The sequence below is a fragment of the Halohasta litorea genome, from assembly GCF_024494645.1.
GTDB lineage: Archaea > Halobacteriota > Halobacteria > Halobacteriales > Haloferacaceae > Halohasta > Halohasta litorea.
This window is the reverse complement of sequence record NZ_JANHDJ010000008.1, coordinates 47,675-73,359: the sequence shown is the minus strand read 5'-3', so window position 1 is coordinate 73,359 and position 25,685 is coordinate 47,675. Positions and strand designations below refer to the sequence as shown.

General features: G+C 58.4%; 24 protein-coding genes and 1 pseudogene. 7 read left to right on the top strand and 18 right to left on the bottom strand.

Annotated features, from left to right (window positions below):
* Nucleotides 1-325: 325 nt before the first annotated feature.
* From NO877_RS17255 to NO877_RS17240, 6 genes are all read right to left on the bottom strand, one after another.
* The gene (locus NO877_RS17255; protein ID WP_256397602.1) at nt 326-637 is read right to left on the bottom strand and encodes a glycosyltransferase family 2 protein; all 312 of its coding nucleotides are present in this window, start codon (nt 635-637) and stop codon (nt 326-328) included.
* Nucleotides 634-1,110, bottom strand: coding sequence for a hypothetical protein (locus NO877_RS17250; RefSeq protein WP_256397601.1), 477 nt, complete (start codon nt 1,108-1,110; stop codon nt 634-636). Before NO877_RS17250 ends, NO877_RS17255 begins: the two co-directional genes overlap by 4 nt.
* A 36-nt stretch (nt 1,111-1,146) precedes the next feature.
* The gene (locus NO877_RS17245; protein ID WP_256397600.1) at nt 1,147-1,917 is read right to left on the bottom strand and encodes an outer membrane protein assembly factor BamB family protein; all 771 of its coding nucleotides are present in this window, start codon (nt 1,915-1,917) and stop codon (nt 1,147-1,149) included.
* A gap of 566 nt (nt 1,918-2,483) precedes the next feature.
* On the bottom strand, nt 2,484-2,660 hold the full coding sequence (locus NO877_RS19955; RefSeq protein ID WP_425492963.1) for a DUF7576 family protein: 177 nt from the start codon (nt 2,658-2,660) through the stop codon (nt 2,484-2,486).
* A gap of 65 nt (nt 2,661-2,725) precedes the next feature.
* On the bottom strand, nt 2,726-3,052 hold the full coding sequence (locus NO877_RS19950; protein WP_379827575.1) for a HalOD1 output domain-containing protein: 327 nt from the start codon (nt 3,050-3,052) through the stop codon (nt 2,726-2,728).
* 93 nt (nt 3,053-3,145) lie between these two features.
* Nucleotides 3,146-6,157: a GAF domain-containing protein gene (locus NO877_RS17240; RefSeq protein ID WP_256397599.1), complete on the bottom strand. Its 3,012-nt coding sequence runs from the start codon at nt 6,155-6,157 to the stop codon at nt 3,146-3,148.
* A 565-nt stretch (nt 6,158-6,722) separates the two neighbouring features.
* Between NO877_RS17240 and NO877_RS17235 the strand changes: the two genes are divergently transcribed.
* Nucleotides 6,723-6,908 carry a hypothetical protein gene (locus NO877_RS17235; protein ID WP_256397598.1) on the top strand — a complete coding sequence of 62 codons (186 nt, stop codon included), beginning with the start codon at nt 6,723-6,725 and terminating at the stop codon, nt 6,906-6,908.
* 248 nt (nt 6,909-7,156) lie between these two features.
* On the opposite strand, the gene NO877_RS17230 is transcribed toward NO877_RS17235, so the two are convergent.
* On the bottom strand, nt 7,157-7,414 hold the full coding sequence (locus NO877_RS17230) for a DUF7123 family protein (protein ID WP_256397597.1): 258 nt from the start codon (nt 7,412-7,414) through the stop codon (nt 7,157-7,159).
* A complete protein-coding gene (locus tag NO877_RS17225) occupies nt 7,411-7,674 on the bottom strand; it encodes a DUF8028 family protein (protein WP_256397596.1) in 264 nt (87 codons plus the stop codon). The genes NO877_RS17230 and NO877_RS17225 overlap by 4 nt, the downstream gene beginning before the upstream one ends.
* Before the next feature lie 416 nt (nt 7,675-8,090).
* Here NO877_RS17225 and NO877_RS17220 point away from each other — a divergent pair, with 416 nt between their 5' ends.
* Both NO877_RS17220 and NO877_RS17215 read left to right on the top strand, forming a co-directional pair.
* Complete coding sequence (locus NO877_RS17220) at nt 8,091-8,240, top strand: hypothetical protein (RefSeq protein WP_256397595.1); 150 nt, start codon at nt 8,091-8,093, stop codon at nt 8,238-8,240.
* 25 nt (nt 8,241-8,265) lie between these two features.
* Nucleotides 8,266-9,981 carry a sensor histidine kinase gene (locus tag NO877_RS17215; protein WP_321169431.1) on the top strand — a complete coding sequence of 572 codons (1,716 nt, stop codon included), beginning with the start codon at nt 8,266-8,268 and terminating at the stop codon, nt 9,979-9,981.
* A gap of 185 nt (nt 9,982-10,166) precedes the next feature.
* Here NO877_RS17215 and NO877_RS17210 read toward each other — a convergent pair whose 3' ends face one another.
* Both NO877_RS17210 and NO877_RS17205 read right to left on the bottom strand, forming a co-directional pair.
* The gene (locus NO877_RS17210) at nt 10,167-10,460 is read right to left on the bottom strand and encodes a hypothetical protein (protein WP_256397593.1); all 294 of its coding nucleotides are present in this window, start codon (nt 10,458-10,460) and stop codon (nt 10,167-10,169) included.
* Nucleotides 10,461-10,779: 319 nt separating this feature from the next.
* A pseudogene (locus tag NO877_RS17205) lies at nt 10,780-11,114 on the bottom strand (zinc ribbon domain-containing protein); the annotation flags it as partial.
* Nucleotides 11,115-11,563: 449 nt separating this feature from the next.
* Here NO877_RS17205 and gfo6 point away from each other — a divergent pair.
* Nucleotides 11,564-12,649 carry a D-xylose 1-dehydrogenase Gfo6 gene (gene gfo6, locus NO877_RS17200; RefSeq protein WP_256397592.1) on the top strand — a complete coding sequence of 362 codons (1,086 nt, stop codon included), beginning with the start codon at nt 11,564-11,566 and terminating at the stop codon, nt 12,647-12,649.
* A 70-nt stretch (nt 12,650-12,719) separates the two neighbouring features.
* On the opposite strand, the gene NO877_RS17195 is transcribed toward gfo6, so the two are convergent.
* The gene (locus NO877_RS17195) at nt 12,720-13,928 is read right to left on the bottom strand and encodes an MFS transporter (protein ID WP_256397591.1); all 1,209 of its coding nucleotides are present in this window, start codon (nt 13,926-13,928) and stop codon (nt 12,720-12,722) included.
* A gap of 215 nt (nt 13,929-14,143) precedes the next feature.
* Nucleotides 14,144-15,625: an aldehyde dehydrogenase family protein gene (locus NO877_RS17190; RefSeq protein ID WP_256397590.1), complete on the bottom strand. Its 1,482-nt coding sequence runs from the start codon at nt 15,623-15,625 to the stop codon at nt 14,144-14,146.
* 182 nt (nt 15,626-15,807) lie between these two features.
* Here NO877_RS17190 and NO877_RS17185 point away from each other — a divergent pair, with 182 nt between their 5' ends.
* Nucleotides 15,808-18,153: a methyl-accepting chemotaxis protein gene (locus tag NO877_RS17185; RefSeq protein ID WP_256397589.1), complete on the top strand. Its 2,346-nt coding sequence runs from the start codon at nt 15,808-15,810 to the stop codon at nt 18,151-18,153.
* Nucleotides 18,154-18,219: 66 nt separating this feature from the next.
* A complete protein-coding gene (locus NO877_RS17180; protein WP_256397588.1) occupies nt 18,220-19,122 on the top strand; it encodes a dihydrodipicolinate synthase family protein in 903 nt (300 codons plus the stop codon).
* Between the two features lie 193 nt (nt 19,123-19,315).
* Here NO877_RS17180 and NO877_RS17175 read toward each other — a convergent pair whose 3' ends face one another.
* The 6 genes from NO877_RS17175 to NO877_RS17150 all read right to left on the bottom strand — a co-directional run bounded on the left by NO877_RS17175 (nt 19,316) and on the right by NO877_RS17150 (nt 24,580).
* Nucleotides 19,316-20,572, bottom strand: coding sequence for an ABC transporter substrate-binding protein (locus NO877_RS17175; protein WP_256397587.1), 1,257 nt, complete (start codon nt 20,570-20,572; stop codon nt 19,316-19,318).
* A 255-nt stretch (nt 20,573-20,827) separates the two neighbouring features.
* The gene (locus NO877_RS17170; RefSeq protein ID WP_256397586.1) at nt 20,828-21,832 is read right to left on the bottom strand and encodes an Ldh family oxidoreductase; all 1,005 of its coding nucleotides are present in this window, start codon (nt 21,830-21,832) and stop codon (nt 20,828-20,830) included.
* The gene (locus tag NO877_RS17165; protein WP_256397585.1) at nt 21,832-22,998 is read right to left on the bottom strand and encodes a UxaA family hydrolase; all 1,167 of its coding nucleotides are present in this window, start codon (nt 22,996-22,998) and stop codon (nt 21,832-21,834) included. The genes NO877_RS17170 and NO877_RS17165 overlap by 1 nt, the downstream gene beginning before the upstream one ends.
* 3 nt (nt 22,999-23,001) lie before the next feature.
* On the bottom strand, nt 23,002-23,325 hold the full coding sequence (locus NO877_RS17160; protein WP_256397584.1) for a UxaA family hydrolase: 324 nt from the start codon (nt 23,323-23,325) through the stop codon (nt 23,002-23,004).
* 140 nt (nt 23,326-23,465) lie between these two features.
* The gene (locus tag NO877_RS17155) at nt 23,466-24,443 is read right to left on the bottom strand and encodes a YeiH family protein (RefSeq protein WP_256397583.1); all 978 of its coding nucleotides are present in this window, start codon (nt 24,441-24,443) and stop codon (nt 23,466-23,468) included.
* The gene (locus tag NO877_RS17150; RefSeq protein WP_256397582.1) at nt 24,443-24,580 is read right to left on the bottom strand and encodes a hypothetical protein; all 138 of its coding nucleotides are present in this window, start codon (nt 24,578-24,580) and stop codon (nt 24,443-24,445) included. The genes NO877_RS17155 and NO877_RS17150 overlap by 1 nt, the downstream gene beginning before the upstream one ends.
* Before the next feature lie 111 nt (nt 24,581-24,691).
* Between NO877_RS17150 and NO877_RS17145 the strand changes: the two genes are divergently transcribed.
* Nucleotides 24,692-25,684 carry a carbohydrate ABC transporter permease gene (locus NO877_RS17145; RefSeq protein WP_256397581.1) on the top strand — a complete coding sequence of 331 codons (993 nt, stop codon included), beginning with the start codon at nt 24,692-24,694 and terminating at the stop codon, nt 25,682-25,684.
* Nucleotide 25,685 lies beyond the last annotated feature (1 nt).

Below are 25,685 nucleotides of genomic sequence, written 5' to 3'. Positions count from 1 at the left end.
CTGGATTTCGTTACCAATGCCAACGGATGTCTTTCGAAAGGCCGTCTGACGCTGGGAAACAACATCCAAAACCAACACCGCTACTCTATACTACCAATCCGACAGTGGATATGAGACGATCGACGTCAGGGGGTCTCACGGTAGTAACGTATGTTTAGCGGTCAGTTGGTCGTAGTAGCCGGTCGATGGGGCAGTTTACTTGCTACCGACCTTCGTCGTTACCCGGAACGTTTCGGGCGGAGCGAGGATACCTGCAACGGTCCCCATCGAATGAACGACCGTCACCACTGGGGCAAGCGGCAGGGCCAATGCCCAGTACCCGTAGTCACCGCCGTAGTAGACGACACCCAAGAGGAACCAGGCGAGCGTACACAGCACCAGCCATCGACGCCGCGAAGAACAGCCCGCCGTAGGCGACCGTCACGCTCAATAGCGACAGCGGGACGACGATCAGGGTGAAGATCGGCGAGAGCGCCCAGGCGGCGTTACGGACTCGGGTGAGGACCTCGTACCGAAATGGAAGTATCTCCGAGGCTTGGAGGTTTCCGGCGGCCCACCGGCGGCATTGCTGGGTGATCTCGTACAGCGAGGGCGGAGCCTCGTTACGGCAGACTGCGTCCGCCAGCCCGAAGATCACGTCGTGCTCTTGGAACGCTGCCCAAACGAGCGCGGTATCCTCGACCAGAGGCTCTTGCGGTCCCAGGTCGTCGCATCTTCAATCTCAGATCGGACCGCAATGCCGCCACCCCAGGCGAACAGTGGGATCGACAGTCGCGCGAACGCGCGCTGTTCTAACTGGCCACCCATCCGATCGATGTCTGCTAGAAAACTCAGATTCGATCCTGTCCGCCGAGGCTTCTCGCGGAGCTGGACGATGTCGGCATCCGGCAGGCCCTTGAAGGACTCGACGATGCTGTCCTCGTCGAGATAAAGCACGAACTCCTTGTGGCAGTCCAGCGTTCGCCGGGCCCACTCCTGTGCACGCCCCTTTCTGACGGCTCGACAGTCGAAGTCGTCGGGCACGACATGGACCGACGCTCCAGTCACGTCAATGGACGATTCGGCGATTGCGTGGACGTCATCGAGACTTTCAGGCAGGGAGTCGACCATCTCCTGGGCCACCGCAGCAGCGTCGGTGGGTGGGAGTCATTGGTCACCCTCTGTCTCTGGATCGAGTGCGAGCAGTCCAAACGGTCCTGAGGCAAAGATCCGTCCGGCTGCGACTACTGGAGAAGCGTACTCAACAGCATGGACTTCAGAAAACACCCACCGCGTTCGATCACCGCTGAGTATGCCATCGGTGCTCCGCCGAAACGCACGGACATCACCCGAGACCACGAGTACACTCTCGTCTGTAACAACAGGCGCAGCTGTCCCCTCACTCGGGAGGTGTGCTTGCCACTTCGTCTCTCCAGTGTCTGCTGTAAGACAATGGAGATCACTCGAAATTACATATATTTCGTCATCACTGGTGGCTGCTGCCGCACGACTATGGAGGTCTCGTCGCCACCGAACGTCCCCAGACAGTGTTATCCCAACGATCTCTTGCCACCCGGTCTGGATGATACCGCCGTCGTCGACTGTGGGTGCCGCATAGGGAGTGTCGACCGAGATACGAAACTGTTCGTCGCCACTCTCGCGGTCGAGTTTCACGATCGCATTGTGATCTGGGATATAGACGCCATCCCCGTCGACTGCGGGGACGATCTGTGTCGCTGTTGAATCACCAAGATTGTACTCATCATAGACGAGCGGATCAAGCGGCTGTCGCCAGCGTTTGGTTCCATCGGCGGCCAGTCTGAGACAGGCTGAGTCACTCCTGACGAAGATATCGCCGTCGACAATAGTCGCACCGTATGTTTTCTCAGTGCCGACCTGATATGTATCGAGCAGTTCTCCCTCTGAAAGCGAAAACACACTCAACGTGGCACGTTGTGAGACATCGTCAGCCGATCCGGTAATCTGAGTGGGGACATAGAGCCGTCGACGATCCGGATCGAGACAAGGCACACCGGAGATTTCGTGTTCTAACTGGTGGTCCCATTGTTGGTTACCTGCTGTATCGAGTGCAACGATTTCTCGGTCGGTAGTGAAGTAGACGATACCGTCGTGTACTACTGGTGGGGTGTAGGTCCATCCAGCCGATGTGAGTACCTCGTAGCGCTGTGGTTTGGGTGTGCCGCCTGAGACGAGATTCGTGTTTCGAGGACCGTTCCCGAATGAGTGCCAATTGCCGGTATGCAGTGGGGTCGTCGACCCGTTCTGACCGATTGAACTACAACCAGCTAGTGTGCTAGCCATTGTACTGCCGGCGAGAGCAAGGAGTCGTCGACGATCAAGACGACTCGTCGATGACTCAGGAAGAAGTCCGTTAGCATCGGTTGACGATGAGTGCTGAGGCGGCTGGTCAGCAGGAGTCACAATTTGGGTTGCACTACCTGTCGTAAGTATATGGTGTTAGGTGAAATAAAACTTGCACCCACTTATTTCTCCACCCATCTATTCCGACATATAACACTACAGAACGTGAAAAGGTGGAAGTCGCCCTCATCATCGAATAGCGTCGCAACTGGATGCCATGCCGACGGGTCGATAGTCTTTCCACAGGTAGCGCACTCTGTCGGATCAACTACCTCCTGGTCGGGGTTCTCCGAGGCCATCTTCAGACATTGATCCATTCGGTCCCCAGTTGCGAGTGATTCATTATCCGGTGTTCCGAATCACCTTAATCGAGTGACTCCGAAACGTCAGTCGCGGTATCTATCGTACTAGGCGGGCTTACCGTATCCGGTTCCTCAGGTTGAGTAGAAACGTCGACTGAGCCATCTGCGTTAACGATGACTTGACAACCCGCCATTGAGAACTGGACGTGTCCACCACACTGACTGGGCGTGCTTTTATTGTTTTCAAAGATGCTATTGAGACAATCTGGGTCGACGCAGTAGTAGAGTGGTTCCAACTCAAGCGGATCTGTCCCTGTGACGTCGGCAACCCGGTTGATGACGCGCTTACTGACAGTGTCCTCTTCATCTGTATCGAACGGTAGTGTCATTGAAATCCCTCACTCTCTGTAGCAGCCGTTTCGGGTTAGTGCTTTTCAGTATCCACCTGCGTCGCGAAAGACCAACGCCGTATACTGATACACTTACCGTGAGCCAACGTCTCCAAACAGCATTGAGAACAGGCTCTCTTCACTGGACCGGATGTGTCGGCTTACTGTTGGTTGAGAGACGTCCAGCATGTCAGCAATATCGCGCGCGGAGTTCGCACGAGGTTGTTCGAAAAATCCGGCGAAAAATGCGGTTCTGAGTACCTCCTCTTGGCGTTGAGTCAGTCGATCGAGATACGCCTGTTCGAATTCCTCAGTCGTCCGTACCGGGTCAGCGATCTCACGACGAGCGACGAGCTCAACGTCACCAAATCGGTTTTCGAACAGCTCGACAAATTCACGCACCGATGCAGTTTTCGAAATCCGAATCGTCACTCGCCCTTCGCCAGGAGTACCTCGGAGCGTTGTTGGCACAGCCCCTCGGTCAAGGAGACTCCGAATAAATGTACCCGACGGAAGCGGTATTTCAACGATTGTTTCCCCATCCTGCTCTCGGATAAGGGTTATATCATCAACTATCGGCTGTTCTGCAATAAAATCCTGAATCGTTTCGAATGGAACATTTTCGAAGGTCCCAAACGCACTGACATCGTTCCCGTGTCGCGTGGCGATATTTTCGAGTGAGAACTTCCCGTTGTACTCGCTCAGAAACGCCATTAAGGGGTTTTCCGAATCCTGAATCACGAACTCTAACTCAACGGACTCCTCAGAGACAAGTGCATTATATCGCTCCCTTGAATTAAGAGCGAATCCGATCATCTCACCCAATTCAGACAATACGGCTTCCTCCATATCGCTGAAAACCTCAGGTTCATTCGTATACAGGTTGAGAAGTCCGTATACGGTGTCATTGTAGACGACTGGGACGGCAATACTTGCTCGATACCCACGTTGCATCGCTTCCTGCCGCCAGGGTTCGAACGGGGGGTCCGACTGCAGGTTATTCTGAATCTGCGGTTCGTGTGTCCGTATCGCACGTCCAGCCGGTCCCTGCCCGGTTTCACTCATATCAGCAGTAACTGTTACCGTCTCGAGATAGCCTTCTTCGACGCCCGCCCAAGCCACAGGAACAATCTCGTCGGTGGCAAAATCACGCTCACCGAACCAGACGAAGCGATACGGCTCACTCTCGGCTAATCGATCACAGACGAACTGCTTGATCTCGTCACTTGATTCCGCGTCCATCAAGGATCGAGTGATATCCCGTATTTCTTGGTTCACCCGCTGAAGACGTTGTAGTTGCTCGTTTTTCGATTCCAGTTCGGATTTCTGGTCCCTCAATGAGAGCTCACGGTCAAGGCGATCGAATGCCGACGCTACGTTTTGTACAAGAATCTTTGCAAGAGAGATCACCGATTCGTCGAAACTGTTCGGCTCGGTCGCCCCGCTAATGAGAACACCGTGCCCGCCAATTGGTAAAATAAGGACGCTTGAAAATGGCGTATGGGTCGCTTCGACATCCGTTGCCTGTTCGAGATTCGAATACACGCGTGGTTCATTCTCAACGAAAGCCTGCCACGGAAGACCACGTTCTGACTCAAATAATGGATCCTCTCCAACGAGTTCGTCTACACGAGACATACGCGCACAGGGTTCCAGTGCCCCTGTCTCGGCGTCATATAACTCAATGGTTGTAATAGAATGGCTGAGAATGTCGTGGGCGGCAGCCACAGCTTGGTTACACCCCTCCTGAAACGATTCAGTGTCAGAAAGATCTTGGCCGAGTTCATTCAGCCGCGCGAGTTGGTCGGCTCGGCGTTTCTGCGCTGTAATGTCTTGAAACGCGAAGACTGTTGAGGCGATGTAGTCTTTCTCCTGTTCAAGGGGCGTCCCGTTGACAGAGAGCCAACGCAGATCTCCATTAGGAAACTCAATCTGAATCTCACGCGCCACGTCTTCGCCCGTTCGGAGTATATATCCATACGGGAGTTCCGACTCGTGAAGTGGTTCACCCTCACTATCCAGTATATGAAAAGCAAGTTCTTCATACGGAGGATATGCCCCATTCTCGTCTTCCTCTATCCGTAAAATCGCCTCTGCTTGCTCATTCACATAGACGAACTCGCCATCCGCGTTAATCACGACAATCCCGATGGGCGTTGTCTCTAAGATATTTGTAACAAGATTTCGTTCTTGGCGGAGTGAGTCTTGGGCTTGTTGGCGAGAGAGAACGAGCCCGAGATTCGCGGCGACCGTGCGCGTTACCTCAGCCATCTGCTTGTCGACAGACCGCTCTTCAGGTGTGAAAAAGACCATCACAGCGTTCACAACACCATCGACCAACACTGGCACCGCAAGTGCTGCTTTGAGGTCAGCTGCTTTTGCTGCTTCTGAGCGCTCGAACACGGATTGCTCAACCGTCGAGACGTCGGGGATCCACTCATACTCACCAGTCTCCCAAACCCTCCCGATAAGACCTTCACCCGGCTCAAATACCGTTTCAGAGGATTCCTCCCGAAACACCTCAAGTGACGTTTCGTCTTCTCCCCACGCGGTTTTCCATTCGATGAGATCCACGTCTTCTGTCGGTAGCCACGCTTCCCCATACACCCAACGCATCGATTTACCGATGAGTTCCAGACTGTGTGTCAGTCCCTGATAGAATGTCTCCGTTTCCAGAATCCGTTCTCTTGTTGTATACAAGAGTTCACGTCCGGCTTCGAGTGTCTTTCTTTCAGAGATATCCCGTAAAACCCCAGTAAAGTAGCGTTCTCCGTTGAGTGTGAACTCACTGAACGAGATCTGAAGAGGTACTTCGTAACCATCCTTGTGCTGGCCTGGCAATTCGATATGGTTCCAATCAACGTGCCGTTCTCCGGTTTCCAGGTATCTGTCCACGGCCTCTAGATGCCGGTCTGCGAGGTGACTAGGCATGAGTTCCGTGAGTGATCTCCCCCGTAATTCTTCGGGCGTATAGCCAAAAATCTCTTCAATTGATGGGTTAGCGTACTGGATGCGGCTATGTGAGTTAATAGTTATGAAAGCGTCTGGCGTTGTCTCTGCGAGTGCCTGGAGGTGGGCAGCTGCGTTGGGGTACTTAGGATTCATTTTGTGGATAGTGGAGGCTTAAACACCGATCACAAAGCTCAGAGGGCAGAAATTAGCCTACTGTCACCTGCATATCGACACTGGAACTCAGGGTTTTGGACTTGATATGATTCGCAGCCTAGTAAGGGGAAGGCCTAATTACGTAGGTGTTATAGCGATCGAGTTCCAACACCGACAAACCAACCAATCACTAAGTTTGATTAGATCCAAGCTCTCCCTAGTAGATTTTCATTTTTTTAGCCAGAAACTGAATAATCAGAATATCGGCTGCCTCCGCGGGAAAACCCTAGGGGGCAAATTCGACAAGCGATAATCTATGCTCGTGGCCAAGCAGGAGGCCTACGCGATCACTGGGTCGAACTCGGATACGTTAGCTGGGCATACGAGGACGTATTGGCTACTTTCAGCAGACCGAATACAACGAACGTGGCCCCTCAAAGTATCACGGAACTGGCGGGCCGTGGAACGTGATCAACCAACAATCGCCCAACGGAATTCAGCGAGGCATACATTGAAGCGGGACGGGCAGTCGGATTGCTACACAACGAGGCTTTCAACGCCGTCAATGGTATCGGACGTCGTGGTGGTCTCAGTTGTCTCGTGTTGGGTTCTTCGGGTGTCGCAGGCTCGTCGACGGGACTGCCAGTACACCAGTGAAGGCGACCAACAGGACGACGCCAACGAGGGCCACCAAATCGGGTTCGTCGCATACGTGGGTATCGGAAGTCGACGGGATCAATCAGTCGGTTGAGTCGACGATGAAACTAAGATATTAACCAACACGGGAGAGGTCTACCACCAGTTGTTGGTTAACACAATCCCGGAAAATGCGGCGATTCAAGGGGTTTTCTCACACTCACATTCCAACAGCGAGCCAACCAAACAGGTTGGAAAGGGTCTCGTAGGGGATCGTCTTCGTCTCGCTGTCAGCCGGTACACTGCTAGTGCTAGAAGCTATTGTTTCAAAGGAGTGGTGGTGGGTCGACGGTGACAACGCCGTTAGCCGGTCTGCTCGACACGCCAGGTGGTCGCACCCGTGTACGACCAGCGTTCGATCGACAGGTCGTCGACCGAGTCCTGGAGCTTGATGATCAGCGCGCCGATCTCCTTCGACGAGAGGCTGACATCCTCGGCGATGAACTTGCTTTTGAAATACAGCTCACCATCTTCGACACGGGAACGAAGATAGTCCGCAAGCCGCTCATCTTTCGGTTTGGAATCGCTGGTCGAGGCGTCAGGCTGTGTTGAGGCACTCATTGGTTGGTATGGGTGTGGTTGTGTCCGACGAACAGTGCGATCAGATGCAGTGCGATCAGGGCGATAACGATCAAGCCAGTCTGTGAGCCCAAGTCACCCGAGAGGAGTGGCAGGTAGACCAGCGGCAGGAGGATTGCTGCCCAGAAACTCATGCCTCGGACGGTTGCTTTGAGCGCGATCGTTCCCTGCTGTGCGACATCTGCAGCCCAGTTCGTCACTGCGCTCGTGTTCTGTTCGTGATTTGACGTAGCGTTCGACATCAGGTGGTCACCGTCTGATTTGCATCAACAAGCCGTATCTCAATATAATACGACGAGCATTAGGACATATTCAGACTCTTCAGGCATGAAATGAGTCCCCTCTTGATATTTTATGAAGTCTTTAGCTACCCTTAGATGCTTTATAATCTGCTTTCAATTGATTTCTACAACGTGGGAATAATATGGCTGGAAATCTGAATTTGTGGGTAGGATCACCAATATGCGGCCATTCCTCTGGCCCATAGCCGCACTGACCACACTCGCGCGCACTCGCTGCTCAGTGGAACAGGGGTCGATTGCCAATTAAATACTGTCGATCGATCAGGCCCCGGGAGCCGGTCAGAAGTAGACAATTTCGTCATGTGTGCAGAGATGTACCGACACTATCGAATTAACAAGGTGGCCTACCACCGGTGATGGACGTACTCGCGCACAAACTTCTCATAGACTGCTTCGACTGCCTCGTGGGCGTCGGCACCAAGCGGGTCGACATCGGAGACTCCGGCATTCGCACCGATATCCCGGGCGTCATCGATCCTGGAATAACCGTCGAGACGGCCTCGTGATCGAGAATCCATCGGAGCAAGAGCTGTGCCAACGAAAGGTCTGCCGGGACGTACTCGGTCAGTGCGTCGACAGCATCGAGACCGATCTCGCGTCCGAGAGACACTCAAAACAGCAATTGAGACAGATACCCTTTGCAGCGAGGAGTTCCGGGTGAGAGATGGCGAGTTGATGAGGTGGGTGGAAGCCTACGGAGAAGTCCAGCTCGACGAAAACGGGATGCCAACACAGATGATCGGTATCGCCAGAGACATCACCGAAACCAAGGAGCAAGCCCGCCGTTATGAGGCGATTTTTAATCAGATCTATCAGTTTACGGGGCTGCTTGAGCCGGATGGAACGCTTATCGAAGCGAACGATACCGCCTTAGAGTTCGGTGGGATCAGCCGAGAGGACGTCCTCGGCAAGAAGGTCTGGAATGCACACTGGTTCCGAATCCCGGACGAAACCCAACAGCAGACGAAAGCAGACGTACAATGGGCAGCCAAAGGCGAATTTGTACGTCGTGAACTAGAAGTACAGGGTGCAAACAGTACCAGTATTATCGATTTCTCGATCCGACCGATCACAGACGAGGACGATACCGTCGTTCTACTGATCCCTGAGGGTCAAGATATCACCCACCGTAAAGAACGAGAGCAACAGATCAAAGGACTTAATCACGCGATTGAAGACCTATTAGCCGCAGACACGAAGCAAGAGGTCGCCGAGATCGGAGTCGGCGCAGCTCGAACGATTCTCGGCTTGAAGGCCAACGCAATTCACCTCTTTGATGACGAATCTGATGCACTCGTTCCAGTTGCGAAGACCCCTGCCGTCGACGAGCTCGTTGGTGACCTCCCGACCTTTGTCGACAATGACAGCATCGTGTGGCGCGTCTTCACCAAGGGGACCGCAACAGCGATCGATGATCTTCGAGATGATCCTGAGGTCTACAATCAGGAGACACCGATCCTGAGCGAACTGCATTTACCGCTCGGGGAGTATGGTATACTGATCGCTGGCTCCACGACACCATCGGAGTTCGACGACCAAGACGTGGTTGTGGGGGAACTACTTGCTGCACATATCGTTTTGGTACTCGACGAACTCACACACGACCAACAGTTACGCGAACGAGAAGAAGAGTTACGACAGCAAAACGAGCGTCTCAACCAATTTGCCAGCATGGTTTCGCATGATCTTCGAAGCCCGCTCTCGATTGCTCTGGGTTACCTTGAGCAGTATCAGGAAACAGGTGCTGAATCGAACCTCGAAACAGTCGACGAAGCGCTCGTTCGAATGCAGGAACTGCTGGCGGATTTAACCGGACTCGCTCGACACGATGTACCGAACGAGATCGATACCCACGTTTTTCTCAACGATGTTTCCCAAGCGGCATGGAAGATGGTCACGACCCGCTCTGCGAGTTTATCGGTAGTAGATTACACTGTCGCTGCTGATCGAAGCCAACTGCAAGCTTTGCTTGAGAACCTGTTTCGAAACGCAGTGAACCACGGCGGGGAAGACGTTTCGGTGAGAGCTGGCCCACTTAAAAACGGGTTTTACGTCGAGGATACAAGTGATGAGATTCTTCCAACAGACCGTGAGAATATGTTCGATCATGGCTATACAACAGGCGACGATGGGAGTGGTATCGGACTCACAGTAGTAAGCCAAATCGCGGAGGCACACAACTGGAGTATCACTATCACAGAAAATACGGAAGGTGGTGTACGGTTTGAATTCTACGAGCCGAATTGAAATTCATAGCAGTTCAATACAATATATAATACAAAACGAGTTGAGAGGATCGATGTCCCCACATTGTCTTCTCTAGTTCACACTGTAGCGAAATACTTCGCCAAACTTGGCGTCGTCATCTTCGTCACGACGAAGCTTTGGGACAGGACACGGGCTACGAAGCCCCGTTAGATGCGTTCGAACGGTCACTGGACCGGTTGGGGCTTGACTACATAGACCAGTATCTGATCCACCAGCCGTTCGGGGATGTCCACGGCTCGTAGCAGGCTATGGAGGACCTTTACGAGGAAGGTACGGTCAGGGCGATCGGGGTCAGCAACTTCGAATGCTACTGTCTGATCTGGGTCTTTACCAAACACCACAGGTATGTTGACTGGTTCATAGATTACGATCTGCTCGTGTAGCTTGAAGAGTTGAGAAAGCCTATTGTGATCTTCCTCAGGAGTTGAGTGAGTTTGTTGTTGTAAATTACGAACCATAGTATCTCATTGTTACCTGTGAAAATAGCAGCACAATATCTATCTGAGACATATCTTGACCAAGTGGTCTATGACTTGTTTAGAGGTCCCAGAACAGTTCGCCACCTATCTCAAACGACGGAGCACCGGCGAGGTTTTGGAGTGACTCGACCGCTTTCTCACGGTGGACACCATAGATATCCATTACTTCAGGGGTGGCCACAGGACCATGCTCACTAACGAAGTCTTCCAAGTCCTGGGGTTCCTGCTCATCTATACCTTGGAACGTGAACTGCGTACTAAAGTCGGTATACCGGATACGTCCAGTCCACAACGCCACATCCCGAGGCATGTCATTGCGGCCGGGTTCCCAACGGACGCTCTCACCCCACGGATTGACGCGACCGGTGATGTTCGCCACCGCGTTAATATCTGTTGTAACTCTAATACGTGGCAGTCATCGTATGGACACACAAATTCTGCCTGTTGATCTCGCCGACCAAGGCGACCGTGGGCATGGCAGGTTTGGGACGGGTACACCGCGTTGACGTACTCGACGCGAATCCCTGTCTCGGTCGCCTTGTCTTCGATTCGACCCTGTAGCCGAGCAAACGCCCATGCGTGTCGGCGGCGGTTCATCCACTTCTCGTAGTCCAACGACTCACGAATAGTCGACGGAGTGTGGTAAACATCTTTTTGTGGAAGTGTCGCGCGCGATTTCTCCGTAAAATCGTCGGGTGTATCCCGTTTACAACATCAAACAGTACGTGATCTACTAATTCTAACGCCATATAACGGTTTAATAGAGCCAAAAATTGGATTTGTCTGTTCATAGAGAGAAGATATATTCTTGAATTGCAGTAAAATATCTTTAAAATTGAGAATAGAATTTCAAATATGCCTTCGATATTTCTCTATTTGAGTTAATATCCAAATAATCCGCAGATTTGGTTATATATTAACCTACCTATTATAGAAACTACTTCGATACCCAACATAATAGGCCACAACGAACCGATCGATGTCACTGAAAAGGTTCGCGTCGGGGTGACTGAACGATGAGTGAATGGCTATCCGCTGGCTCGGAGAGTATCATTTATAATGCAGCCATTAGTGGGTCCTGTATGGAGCTGAGTGCTATCCTTGAAGACAGTTGTGTGCGTGATTGGCAGACGGTCGACCCGGCAGCCGTCGAGCCGGTTCGGTTCGCGGTGATCGGACTCGGCTGGTTTACGAAAGGCAGAGCACTGCCAGCGATGGAGCGAAGCGACCTCTGTACGCCCGCGGTGCTGGTCAGTGGGGCGGCCGAAAAGGCCGATCGTATCGCCGCTGAAACCGATGGTGCGACCCACGGAATCACCTACGACGAGTTCCACGACGGTGTCGGGACCGATGCCTACGATGCAGTCTACATCGTCACCCCGAACGCGCTCCATCTCGACTACGTCGAGACGGCGGCGGCGTTCGGCAAGGACATTCTCTGTGAGAAGCCAATGGAGCGGGACAGCGACCGGGCCGCCGAACTCCATGCGACGGCCGCCGACGCTGGCGTCGACCTCATGATCGCCTACCGGATGCACACCGAACCGGCAGTCCGGCGGGCACGGGAGCTCATCGCTGCTGGCTACATCGGTGAGCCGATGTCAGTCACTGGCAATATGTCGCAGCGATTGCTCGACCGCATCGACCCCAACCCCGATCAGTGGCGGCTCGACGAGTGGCTCGCCGGCGGTGGAGCACTGTTCGATATCGGCATCTATCCGCTGAACACCGCCCGATTCCTGCTGGATGCGGACCCGGTTGCGGTCACCGGCAACACCGCCAGCACACACGACGCCTTCGACGACGTCGACGAGACGGTCTCGTTCTCCGTCGAATTCCCCGGAGATGTGTACGCCCAGTGTTATGCAAGCCACAATGCCCGCCAGTCGTCGGGGATCACCGTCACCGGAACCGAGGGTCAGGTCCGGATCGAGCCAGCGTTCTTCCAGGATCAGACCCGAGAGCTACACGTCTCCCGGGGCGACGGACGGGCCTCGGTGACACTCAACAAAGTCGACCAGATGCACGAAGAGGTCGACTACTTCGCGGATCGGGTTCGGGGCGACGAGCCGATCTACCCCGACGGTGACCACGGGCTCGTGGATATGCACGCGATGGAGGCGATCTACGAGGCCGCCGAGACCGACCGGTGGATCACCCTCGACTGACTCTCCCGATGCGAGACGGTCCCATTCCCCGATCTGCAACGATCGAATCAGGAGTCCGCTGCGGGCAATCTCAGGCCGCTCCACGAGATTCCGTCCTTCGAGACCCCTTCTCGCTCGTCGTGATCGTCCACAGTCCAGCGACGACTACACCCACTGCGAGCAGTCCGGCGACGAGCCCGTATGAGACGCCCCAATCGAAATTGTCGGCCAGCGTTCCGGTGACGACGCCGCCGAGGGAGCCGAGGAACATATACACCGTTCGAACCGTGCCGAACCCCGAGACGCGGTCGACGCGGTCGAACCGAGCCATGAACAACGACTGGACGGCACCGCCGTAGCTCATGCCGACCCCGAGACAGCCGATCCCCGCGAGGAGCGCCGGAACCCGGTCGACGGTGACGAGGATCGTGAATCCACAACACAGCAGCACGAGACAGAGCGTGATCGCCCACTGATTGCCGACCCGATCACCGAGTCGGCCGACCGCAGGCATCGCCACGGCGCTGAGGACGAACACGGTCGAGAACAGCGTCGCCGCGAGCCCCTCCGAGAGGAGCCAGTGTTGGACCAGAAAAGTCGGGAGAAACGAGATGACCGCCTGCCAGGCGAATGCGGCGATAACGACGATCCCGAGCGGGAGCGCCAGCCCTGGCGTGCGGAGGATCCCGAGCGGCCTGCGGGGATGCAACGCGGCGACGAGGTCGACGTCGGGTTTGACCGGTGGCTCCGGGCGCGTCAGGTAGACGAAAGCGGCGAGGACGACCAGCACGAACAGCGACGAGGCGGCGATAGAGTGGCGCCACGTGAAGCGGTCAGCGATCATGACGGCCACCACCGGGACGAAGAACCCTGCAACCGCGCCGCCGCTCGAATGGACGCCGAGTGCCTGGCCGGTGTTCCCGGAGAAACGGTCGGCAACGAACCCGGTCGCCACGACGAAGTAGAGCCCCGCCCCAGATCCCAACAGCAGCATGGCCATGCCGAACAGCGGGAACGTCGGGGCGACGGCGAGGAGCCCGCTGGCGAGGCAGGTGGCCGCGAGTGCGACCACGAGTACCGTGCGCGATCCCACCCGTTCGGCGATGACGCCGCTGGGGTAATGCATGAGCGCGAACAGCGCCCACATCCCGGTTAGCAGCCCGCCGATGACGGTCCGAGAGACGGTGAAATCAGTCAACAGACGCGGGACGAGAGGACCGATGACCATCCGGGTTGCGACCTGTGCGAGGTTCGCTGCCGCGGCCACAAGCAGTATCGTGTACTCGGAGCGCCAGTTCATTCGACGGTCCGCTCCCGGTGAAAGTCACTAGATTCGTCCATAGAGACCGTTATCGTGTGCTGAAGTAGTCGTTTCCGGTTACTAGTGTTTTGCGTTACTGGTCAGTAGTGGAGAGACACAGTCGACCAGTGCGAAAGGAGTGGATGAAGAGGAGTGGGGTGAATCGGGGCGGGTCGCAGTGGGAACCGAAGGACGGCTCCCGACTGCAGACCCGGTTAGGCGTTGAATCCCTGATGGAACCCGACGAGTTTCTCCCGCGAGAAGTGTTCGATGGCGTACTTGATGCCCTCCTTGCCGACGCCGGAGTCCTTGAACCCGCCATACGGCATGTGGTCGGCGCGGAACCCGCTTACCGTGTTGATGTTGACGCCGCCAGCGTCGATCTCGTCGGCCGCACGCTTGGCGCGGTCGATGTCTTGTGTGAACAGTCCGGCTTCGAGGCCGTAGTTGGTGTTGTTGGCCTCCGCGATCGCCTCGTCGAAATCAGCCACGGTGATGACCGGCACCAGCGGCCCGAACGTCTCCTCGGCTGCCGCGGGCATCTCGGGGTCGACGTCCGTCAGGACCGTCGGTTCGAACGTTCGGGGACCGAGGTCGCCGCCGTAGTTGCCGCCGCACTCGACGGTCGCGCCAGCCTCGACGGTCGACTCGAAGAGGTCCACGAGATCCTCGAACTGGCTGTCGTCGACCATCGAGGCGACGTTGGTTTCCTCCTCGAAGGGGTCGCCGACGACCAGATTCTGACAGGCCTCAACCAGTGCATCGACGAACTCGTCTTCGATGTGTTCGGGGACGATGACGCGCTCGACGCTGTTACAGACCTGCCCGGCGTTCGAACAAGCGCCGCCGATGACCTGCACGGCAGCCTCCTGGAGGTCAGTATCGTCCCAGACGATCGTCGGGTCGTTCCCGCCGAGTTCCAGCGTCACTTCCGTCATCCCGCTGTTGTTGGCGATGTACTTCCCGACGCCAGTCGACCCGGTAAAGGAGATCGCCTCGACGGCCTCGTGGTCGAGAATCACATCGCCGACAGACGATCCGGAGCCGGTGACCACGTTGAACAGACCGTCCGGGACGTCGGCGTCGATCGCCGCAGCGGCGTCGTCGAGACACTCGAACAGCGCGATGGAGGTCAGTGGCGTGTTGGTCGCCGGTTTGCCGACGACGGCGTTGCCAGCGGCCAGCGCCGGGCCGACCTTGTGCACCATCAGGTTCAGCGGGAAGTTGAACGGGGTGATCGCCGCCACGACACCGAGGGGTTCACGCTGGGTGAAACAGTGGTCGCGGGCGAACCCTTTCTGGGCGTCCATCGGAATGTACTCGCCGGTCATTCGCTTCGCCTGCTCGGCGGAGAGCTCCAGCGTCTGGACGGCGCGGTCGACCTCACCACGTGCTTCCGAGAGTGGTTTGCCCTGCTCGCTGGTGAGGATGTGTGCAATGTCGTCGAGGCGCTCTTCGACTAGGCGGGCGGTCTCCGAGAGCAGTTCGTACCGCTCGTAGGCCGAGAGCGACGACGCCTCGACCGCGGCGTCGGCGGCGTCGATCGCCTCGACGACCTGTTGGTCGCTGACCATCGGGACCGAACCGACGAGTTCCCCGTCATACGGGTGGATGACGTCGGTTCGGTCGGCTGCGTCGACCCACTCGCCGTTGATAAGGACATGCTTGTCGAGCCCTGTGGCTGCTTTTTGACTCATAATACAGTCGTCGGAATTTAGAATTATAAGTGTTACGCAGCGGTCGGCGGCTGCGGTGGGATCCCAGAACGTCGCCCAAGGGTTGGGGAGCTGACCGACCCGATCGAAGACGGATACTGGACGGCAGCGAGTGTAGTTCCAGTATCATAATCATTATAATCTGGTGTGGGATGACTCAACGTATGACCGGGCAAGCAGCGACCGATGAGTCGTCGGACTGGCGGGAAGCTGTCACTACAATGTTGGATTGGGTTGGAAGGATCGCCCGTCGGATCACACCCGAGTTCGTCCGCCGACGGTACGCCGCGAAGTTCGCCATCTCGATGCTCGTTGTCGTCGTCGTTATCGCCGGGCTCGGCGGCGCGAGCTACGCCGAGATCCAGTCCGAGCTCCACGAGGAGACACAGAACCAACTCCAGTCGCAGGCGTCGATGCAGGCCTCAGCCGTCGGGAGCTGGGTCAGGGAGATGCAGGTCCAGACACGATTCATTTCCGACGCCGAACCGGTACGGACGGGTGACAAACGGGCGGTCGACGGCTATCTCACTACCGCCCAGAACCATGGCACCCTCGATATTGCCGCGGTGCACATCGTAGACACCGAAGCCGGGCAACTCCTGAGCAGCACCGAGTTCGAACTGGATGGGGAGTCGATCGCGGGGGTCGACCGGCCCTGGGCCGATCAGGTGGACTCGGTCGACTGGTACAGTTCGTCGATGGTCACCATCGGCAACACGACCTACGAACAGGACAACGAGACTGTGCTCGCGTTTGTCAGTCCCGTCCCCGACAGCGACCGCGCTGTCGTGGTCGTCGGCTCGATCGAACGCCGAATAACCGGATTCGCCGGGAGCGAAACCGGCTCCCGGATGACCATCGTCGATAAGACGGGTGAGGTGGTGCTCGCACCCGACGGAACCGGGGGGAACGCGGTGTCGAACGGTTCGGCCTTCACCGCGGCTGTCGAGGACGGGAGGGTGGAGTCGCTCGAAACCGACCGAGATGTCCGTGCGTACGCCCCGATCAAACAGACCGACTGGGTCGTCGCAGTCAGCCTCGGAACCCGGGAGGCCTACGCCATCGGACGCTCCGTCGGCACGAACGTGTTGGTCATCATCACCGGGAGCGTCCTCGCGTTGGGTCTCGTGGCTACGGCGCTCGGCCGCCAGACGGTCAGGCCGCTCAAACAGCTCCGACGGCGGGCCGAAGGGATCCAGGATGGCGATCTCGAAACCGAGCTCTCGACGCCACGGGACGACGAGATCGGACGGCTATTCGATCGGTTCGACGACATGCGGCAGTCGCTTCGCGAGCAGTTCACGGAGACGGAGTCAGCGCTGGCCGATGCGCGTGACGCACGCGAAGATGCTGAGAGCGCACGAAACGAGGCGCGAGCACTCTCACAGACGCTTGAAGACCGTGCCAGTCAGTTCGGGTCGACGATGCGTGCCTGTGCGGATGGTGAACTTCACCACCGCCTCGACGAGACCGTCGACAACGAGTCGATGGCCGAGATCGCCGTCGCGTTCAACGAGATGATCGACGACTTCGAGTCGACGATCGCCGATGTCCGGGGGTTCGCCGACGACGTGGCGGCGGCCAGTATCGATGTCGCCGAGCGTGCCGAGGACGTCGAAGCACGCAGCAACCGCGTCAGCCAACGGGTCGACGGGATCTCGGATGCTGCCAGCGAGCAAAGCCAGCGTCTCGATCGGATGACCGAAGAGACCGCAGCGCTCTCGGGGAACATCGAGGAGGTGGCCGCCAGCGCCAGCGAGGTGGCCGACGCCACACAGCGGTCGGTCGACCGCGGCACCGAGGGGCGGGCGGCCACGGAGGACGCCCTCGAAAAGATGGAGGCGTTACGAACTCAGGCGACCGAAACCGTCGATCAGATGAATAGCCTCGACGAACAGGTACGCGCCATCGGTGATGTCGCGGACCTCATCGCCGAGATCGCCGAGCAGACGAACCTGCTGGCGCTGAATGCCAACATCGAGGCCGCCGCGGCCAACGGCGAGGACGACGGGTTCGGCGTCGTCGCCGACGAGGTCAAGCAACTCGCGGCCGAAACCGCCGACGCGACCGACGATATTGCCGACCGGATCGAGGCCGTGCAGACCCAGACAGATCACACTGCCACCGAGATGACCGAGATGCGGGAGGCCGTCGGCGAAGCGTCCTCGACTGTCACCGAGGTGCAGAACGCCCTCGACGAGATCGTCGACAGCGTCGAATCGGCCGACCACAGTGCGGCGGAGATCGATCGGGCGACCGGCGAACAGGCCCGGACCACACAAGAGGTAGCGAGTGACATCGACGACGTCGCCGAGATCAGCCGGACAGTCACCGACCGCGCCCAAGCCGTTGCCGAGACCGCAAGCGAACAGAGTCGGACGATGTCGACGGTGACCGCCCGTGCGGAGGCGTTACGGGACCGTGCGACGACGCTTTCCGAGCGGCTCGCAACGTTCGAAACCGACCGAACCGACGCGACACCGACAGACACGGACGAATCGGCCAGGTAAGGATCCAGTCAGCGTAGCCACACCGGCATCCAAAATTATAATTGAGTGGTGGTCATTGTGACTTTCATGAACCTTTCGGGAACAGTCGTTCCTATGGCGACGCCTACCCACGGCTCCCAGCGATCAATCGATACCGACGCGCTCACACAGTTTACGAACAGGCTCGTGGATGGTGGCGTCCACGGTCTGTTCCCCGGCAGCTCGATCGGTGAGTTTTCGAGCTTGACGACTGCACAGAACCGTCGTGTCGTCGAAACCGTCGTCGAGGCCGCTGCCGACGAGACAACCGTAATGGCGGGCTGTTGCGACACGAGCGTCGACGACGTCTTGGACAACATCGAAGCAGTAGACGATGCTGGTGCCGATGCCGCGGTGGTCGTCTCGCCGTACTATCTCGGGACGACCCAACCGGGCCTTGAACGATTCTTCACCGGGATCGCCGATGGCTCGTCGCTCCCGGTACTGTTGTACAACATTCCGCAGTTGACGGGGAACGAACTCGGTGTCGACCTCGTCAGGAAGCTGGCAGCCCACGACGATATCGTCGGGCTGAAAGACACCTCCGGAGATCTCACCTACCACCACCGGATCGTCACCGAAACGGCGGAGGAGTTCGCCGTCTTCCAAGGTGCAACGGGGTTGGCAACTGCCTCGCTCGAAGTGGGTGCTGACGGTCTCATTGCTGGCCCGGCCAACGTGTTTCCGGGTGCAATGAGGGAACTCTACGAGGCGTACACACGTGAGTCCTTGGGAGAGGCCCAGCGACTGATGCGCGAGGTCGTCACGCCGTTCGTCACCGCCATCAGTGACGTTCCCACCGCAGCGGCGATGAAACATCTCGTCGACCAACACGGGCTAGACATCGGCGAGCCGCTGCCGCCGCTGCCGCAGTTGACCGACGACGAACGGGCCGCACTGACTACCGCCTACCGCGATATCTCCGAGCGGATCACCAAACGGACCGCCTAACAACCAGTCGACGAACGAACTGCCTCACAATCAGTCGACGAACGGTTGCTACTCGTCCGTACGCGTCTGTGAACACCAGCAACGTTCCACGTAATGAATCAGCTCGGTATACAGCGACAGCGCCGTCTCGGCGATCGGACGATGTAAAATCAGGTAGGGATGAGGGATACCGGTCGGTGACCCCGCCGTGCTCTCAGGCGTTGTTGACGTCGCTATCGATCTCTTCTTGGGCGTCGTTGAGCGCCTCCTCGGGGGTTTTGTCCTGAACGAGGGCTGCGTTACAGTTCGAGTAGACGATCTCCGAGAACGTCGAGTACTGCGCCGACGCCGGTCGTGCGCTGGTCTGGTCGACGATCTCCGCGAACGTCTCCAGATGCTCGGCCTGCTCGTAGTACTCGTCGCTGTACAGCTCCTCCCGAACTGGGAGTCGGCTGTGTTCCAGCGCCATGTTCTCCTGGGCCTCCATCGAGGCCATGTAGCTGGCGAACTGCTGGGCGGCCTCGGGGTTCTCCGAGTTGGCGTTGATGAACAGGTTCCAGCCGCCGAGACAGGAGTTGTTCGCGTCGGGATTGCCCTCGGCTTTCGGCAGCGGCGCGACGTCGAAGTTACCCTGCACGGCCGAGCCGTCCTCGTTCATCAGCGAGACCGCGTACGGCCAGTTGCGCATGAAGATCGTATTCCCCTGCTGGAACGTCTGCCGGTTCTGGTCGGTCGCAGACGCTGGGACGGACTCGGGGGTAACCTCGTACTCGTGGATCAGGTCGACGGCGTGCTGCAGTGCGTCGATTCCCTCCTGGGAGTTGACGACGAGGTCGCCGTCCTGCCGGATCGACCCTCCCATCCCCCACAGCCAGTTGAGCCACATGATCGTCAGCCCCTCGTTGGAGCCGCCCTGCCAGATGTAGCCGTTGAGGTCCTCGTCGGACTGGTCCATAATGTCTTGGGCCATGTTAACGAGCTCCATGTAGGTCTCCGGCGGGCTGTCGTAGCCGTACTCCGAGAGCAGGTCGGTCCGGTAGTACAGTGCGTTGGCGTCCGTGTGGATCGGCATCCCGTACATCGTCCCGTCGATGGTCACCGAATCGATGGGTGTCTGGACCATGTTGTCCGTGTGGCCCTGTGGATCCTCGACCTCGGCCGCCCAGCCGTTGTCGACGAACTCGCCGGGCCAGATCACGTCCATGTTCCCGACATCGAACGACGAGGAGCCCGAGACGAACTGGTTGATGTAGTACTCCCGGGTCGAGGACGCATCCGACGGCGTCTGCTGGGAATCGAGGGTGATGTTCTCGGCCTGCTCCTCGAACATCGGAACGAGATCGGAGGCGTCGTTGCTGAAGTAGCCCGGGTAGACGTACGTCATCTCCGCGGATCCGCCACCGCCATCGCCACCCGAACTCGAGCCGTTGTCGGTACAGCCAGCCAGTAGTGCGATACTACCAGTGGCCACTGTTTTAAGCACTCCACGCCTACGTCTATCACTGACATCATCTGTCATACGTGAAACTGTCTATCACATACCCTATTAATTGTTATCGTTTTTCATCGATATTATGATAAATAAAATCAGGTTGGCTCCGTTCGAACGGGTTTCGGAGGGTGCCTCGTTAGGATGGGTTCGACGACTGCACACGTGGACAGTCGTCGTCACCCGGTTGTCTGACCTCGACGGCATTGACGGTTTCAGTCGGCCGTCAAGGGTCGTTCAGTCGCCGTCAGCGAGCGACTGAATCTCTGCCCAGAGGTCGTCCTCGATCTCGACGCGGGTCGCCGTCCGGTCGCGTTCTATCGAGCGTTGCCCGGGTAGACGGATCTCGTCGACGTGGGCAGCCGGTTCTCCCTCGACCAGTCCGGTGAGGAACTCCGAAGCCCGCTGTCCGAACTCGGGAACACCAAGTGCCTCGGGATCGATGACCACGAAAAGGTCCCCTTTCGTACAGGGATCTTCGGTGTGGTAGGTTCCTGTGACGTCGGTCCCCATTGCGGCACCGACGAGCCCCCCCGCAAGCACCTCGACGGCGATGGCTAACCCGGAGCCTTTCGTCCCACCGAAGGGGAGTATCGTTCCATCGAGTGCGGCTTCAGGGTCGGTTGTCGGCTGTCCCTCGGCATCGAGCGCAACGCCCTCAGGCAGTTGTTGGTCAGTCTCCTGGTAGTGCAGCACAGTCCCGCGTGCGATGCCCGAGGTCGACATATCGAGATTGAACGCCGGATCGGTCGGTAGCCCGATAGCGATCGGGTTCGTTCCCAACACCGGTTCGGTGCCGCCGTAGGGCGGCATCGCTGGCTCCGTATTCGTGAGACCGATCCCCACGAACCCCTCTTGGAGCACCTGGTCGGTGTAGTAGCCCAACATCCCGAGGTGGTTCGAGTCGTGGACGCCGACGGCACCGACGCCGAACTCCGCGGCGCGGTCCATCGCCTCGGCGACCGCCACGCTGGCGACGACCGGCCCGAGCCGCGAGCCGCCGCTGAGCGTTGCTGCGCCGCCGTGCTCGGCGACCACCTCGATGCTCCCGTCGGGGTCGACGTTCCCGTGTTCGATACCGCGGACGAACCGTGGGAGTCGGAGCAACCCGTGTGAATGCTTGCCGCGTGCATCGGCACTGACGAGGGCCTCGGCGGTCTGTGTCGCATCGGCCTCGGAGATCCCGTGTGCGCGGAAGGCATCGGCGGCGACCTCGACCGCGCGGTTCCGGTCGACCCGCATTACGTCGAGGGACCGATGCGGTGGATGGCGAACTGACTCTCGCCCATCGTCTCGCTGAGGGTCAGCTTGCCGTTGATGACATCGGTCAGCTCCTCCCACAGCTCGTCGGTGGCCCAGTCGATGGACTCGTCGCCGACCAGCGCCTCGCTGACGTCGACGTCAGTCTGTTCGGGCACTCGCTCGGCGCTGTGTGGGTTGCCGGTGATCTTGATCGTCGGCATCACGGCGTTCGAAAGCGTGTGGCCCTGACCGGTCGAGATAACCATGAAGTGGGCACCGCCGGCACCGATGCCGGTAACCGACTCCGCGCCGTGGCCCGGCGTATCCATGATGTACATCCCTGATTTATCGGGGATCTTCTCACCGTAGTCGATGATGTCCTGGATAGGACCGTCGCCGGATTTCACGAGCGCACCGAGAGACTTCTCCTCGATGGTGGTGAGTCCACCGTCCATGTTGTCCGGGGTCGGCTGGGCACCGCGAACGTCGTATCCGGTCGCCTGCAAGCGGTTGTCCCAGTGTTCGACGCGGTCGAGGATCTCCTGTCTGACCTCGTCGTCGACCGCCCGCTCGGAGAGTTCGTTCTCGCCGCCGAAGAACTCCGGCGTCTCGGCGAAACAACCCCGGCCGCCGTGGTTGTCGATGAGCCGCCAGACCGCACCCGCGGTGGCCTTGTGCTGGCAGAGCCCGCTGGTCGTATCCGAAGTCGCACAGTTGATCCCGAAAGTGAGTTTGGACATGTCGGCCGGCACCCGACGCTGGGCGCTGGCGTCCTGGACCATCTCCTGGGCGGCGTCGACCGCCGAATCCAGCGCGTTCATCACACCCTTCTCCTCGTGGATGTTGATCGAGGCGCTCGGGCGGCCGGTTGCGGCGATGTCTTCGGCCAGCTCGTCGCCGTCGACGATTTCGCCCGCGTGGGCGACGACGACCGCGCCGTAGGTGTTCGGGTGGGTCGCATACCCAAGCAGCGTCCGATAGGTCTGGAACACGTCGGGTTTGGTCTGACACCGACCCAGCGGATGGGTGATCGGAATCGCGTCGTCGACGATGTCCGCCGTGCGCTCGACCGTGTCGTTGGCGTACGGTGCCGTCGAGATGATTACGGTGTGGTTTCGGATGCCGATACTGCCGTCGTCGCGTTCGTAGCCTAGGAATTCGGACATGGATTACTCGCTGATTGCCTCTACGTCTGATTCTTCTGCCAGGTCGCCGCGCCCGTAGTTCGATTCGACGTTGTGGACGTGGACGAAGGAGCCAGCCGGGATCGCTTCGGTGGCGTTCCCGATGGACTTGCCGTACTTCGTGATCGTCTCGCCGTCCGTGATATCCTCGATGGCGATCTTGTGGCCGAATCCGACGTCTTCGGATATTTCGATGGTTCGTTCCTCGTCACCGACGGCGACCGTAACGGTCTCGCCGGCTGTAACGTCACGAAGCGCGGTCGCGACGTTATCTACTGGTTCGACTACCTCTAGGTATCTGTCCGCCATACAGTTTGGATAACGAAAGCCCGTGTTTATAATGCTTTCTCAAATGGACACGATACCCGGTTGTTCGCTCACGACCACGAGGCAAGTATCGGTTCGTGACAGAGACGGGAGTCAGTTCGTGACAGAACAGGACGATCCGCTTACAGCAGCACGGAGACCGCACCGAGGGTCAGCAGGCTGACGGTCACGAGCTGTGCGAGGACGACCAACAGCGGACGCATCCCGGTCGACCGGAGCCGCCGGGGGTTGAGCTCGAAGCCGAGACCGACGAACGCCAGCGCGAACAACCAGTCGCCGACTGTCCCGATGGCCGATTGCGCAGCCGAATCGATGACGCCGAGGTTGGCGAACAGCGCGACGGCGAGGAAGCCGACGAGGAACTTGGGGAACCGATACCAGATTTCGCTGGCACCGGTCTGCTCGTCGCCACTCGTGTAGTAGAGCGCGTAGGCGACCGCCAGCACGCCGATGAACGTGTTCCGGATGAGTTTGGTGATCGTCGCCCACTGGCCCGCGGTCTCGGAGACCGCGAAGCCGACCGCCGCGGCTGGCCCAGTCGAAAAGAGGCTCAACCCGGCCCAGACGCCGAACACGCGGTCACCCAACCCGAGGGCGGTTCCAATGATCGGGAAGGCCACGAGGGTGATCGCATCGAACAGCAGCACTGTCCCCGCCGCGTAGCTGATCTCGGCCTCGTCGCCGTCGATGCTCCCGGCCACCGCGAGGACAGCCGAGACCCCACACACGCTCGCGCCCGCGGCCAACAGCGAGCGCGTTCGGGATTCGATACCGACCTGTCGACCGACGAGCTCGACGAACAGCACACCCACGACGACGACGACGATCGCCAATCCCACGACCAGCGGCCCGGTGGTCACCAACTGCCCGACGGTGAGTTGGGCACCGAGCAGGACGATCCCGGTCTCCAAGAGGAGTTTGTGTCGGTCGACGCCGGGTTCGGCCCACCCGGGAACGCCGACCACGCCCGCGACGACGACACCGATCCCGATCGCGGCGATCAGCGGACTCAGCGGTGTCGCTGCACCCACGGCCTGTGCGACCGCAGCCAGCCCCAGCAGGACCACGATCCCCGGCAACAGCGTTCGGATCGCGGTCATTAGAGGACCATCGACAGGGAGAGAACGATCAGGAGACCGAGGGCAGTCGCCTTCCAGCCCCGATCCGCGGTCATCACGACTCGTCGACAGCGAGTCGACAGGCTATCGGTCCGACTGCGCGAACGGATGCCGATCATCTATGGATGATTCTGCCGGGTAGACGATTAAAAACATACCGGAACGACCGACGAGCCGATACGTCCGCACCCCCGTAGTTTTATAATGAAAGACCACGGCGTTTGAGGTGAATGGCAGAAACAGCAGAGAGTTCGTCCAGATCACCCGACACCGAGGGATCAGGGCGACAGAACAGATTACAGCGGTATCGTGACCTCCAGTTCTCAGAGGAGGAGCTGGCGGTAATCCTGCTGACACCGGTGGTGTCGTTCCTGTTTGCGGTGTCGTTTTATCCGATCTTCGACACCATCGTTGGGAGCCTCCACACGGGCTACGTGTTGGAAATGAACCCGAGACAGTTCGTCGGCCTCGAAAACTACCGGAATCTGTTCGGCGAGGGGCCGTACCTCGATCAGTTGCTCAATGGTGGCGGGATCTGGAACGCGCTGCGTGTCTCGCTCATCTACACGTTCGTCAGCGTGCCGATCGAACTCGCATTGGGGCTGGGGATCGCACTCCTGCTCAATCGGGATTTCAAGGGGAAGTACTTCGCACAGGCGGCGATCCTGTTCCCGTGGGCGATCCCGACGGTGATCAACGCCCGCATCTGGGCGTGGATGTTCAACGGGCAGTACGGCGTCATCAACGACCTGTTGATGCGGGTCGGTATCCTCGAGACGCAGTTCCCGTTTCTGGCGAAGCCGGATACGGCACTGATCGCCATGCTGTTTATCACCATCTGGAAGACGAGTTCGTTCATGGCACTCATCCTGCTGGCTGGCCTCCAGTCGATCCCCGACCACCTCTACGAAGCCGCCCGGATGGACGGTGCCTCGCGTCTCCGGCAGTTCCGGGACATCACGCTCCCGCTACTGAAGCCGACGCTGCTGGTCGCGCTCATCTTCCGGACGCTGCCGGCGTTTCAGGCGTTCGGCCTCCCGTTCGGACTCACCGGCGGCGGCCCGTCGTCGGCGACAACAACGCTCGTCCTGTTCGACCACCAACTGACGTTCAACCGACTCAACTTCGGCGAGGGTGCGGCGACGGCAACGCTCATCACCCTCATCGCGGCCGCAATCGCAATGATATACGTGCAAACACTCTACGAACCGGAGGTACGCTGAG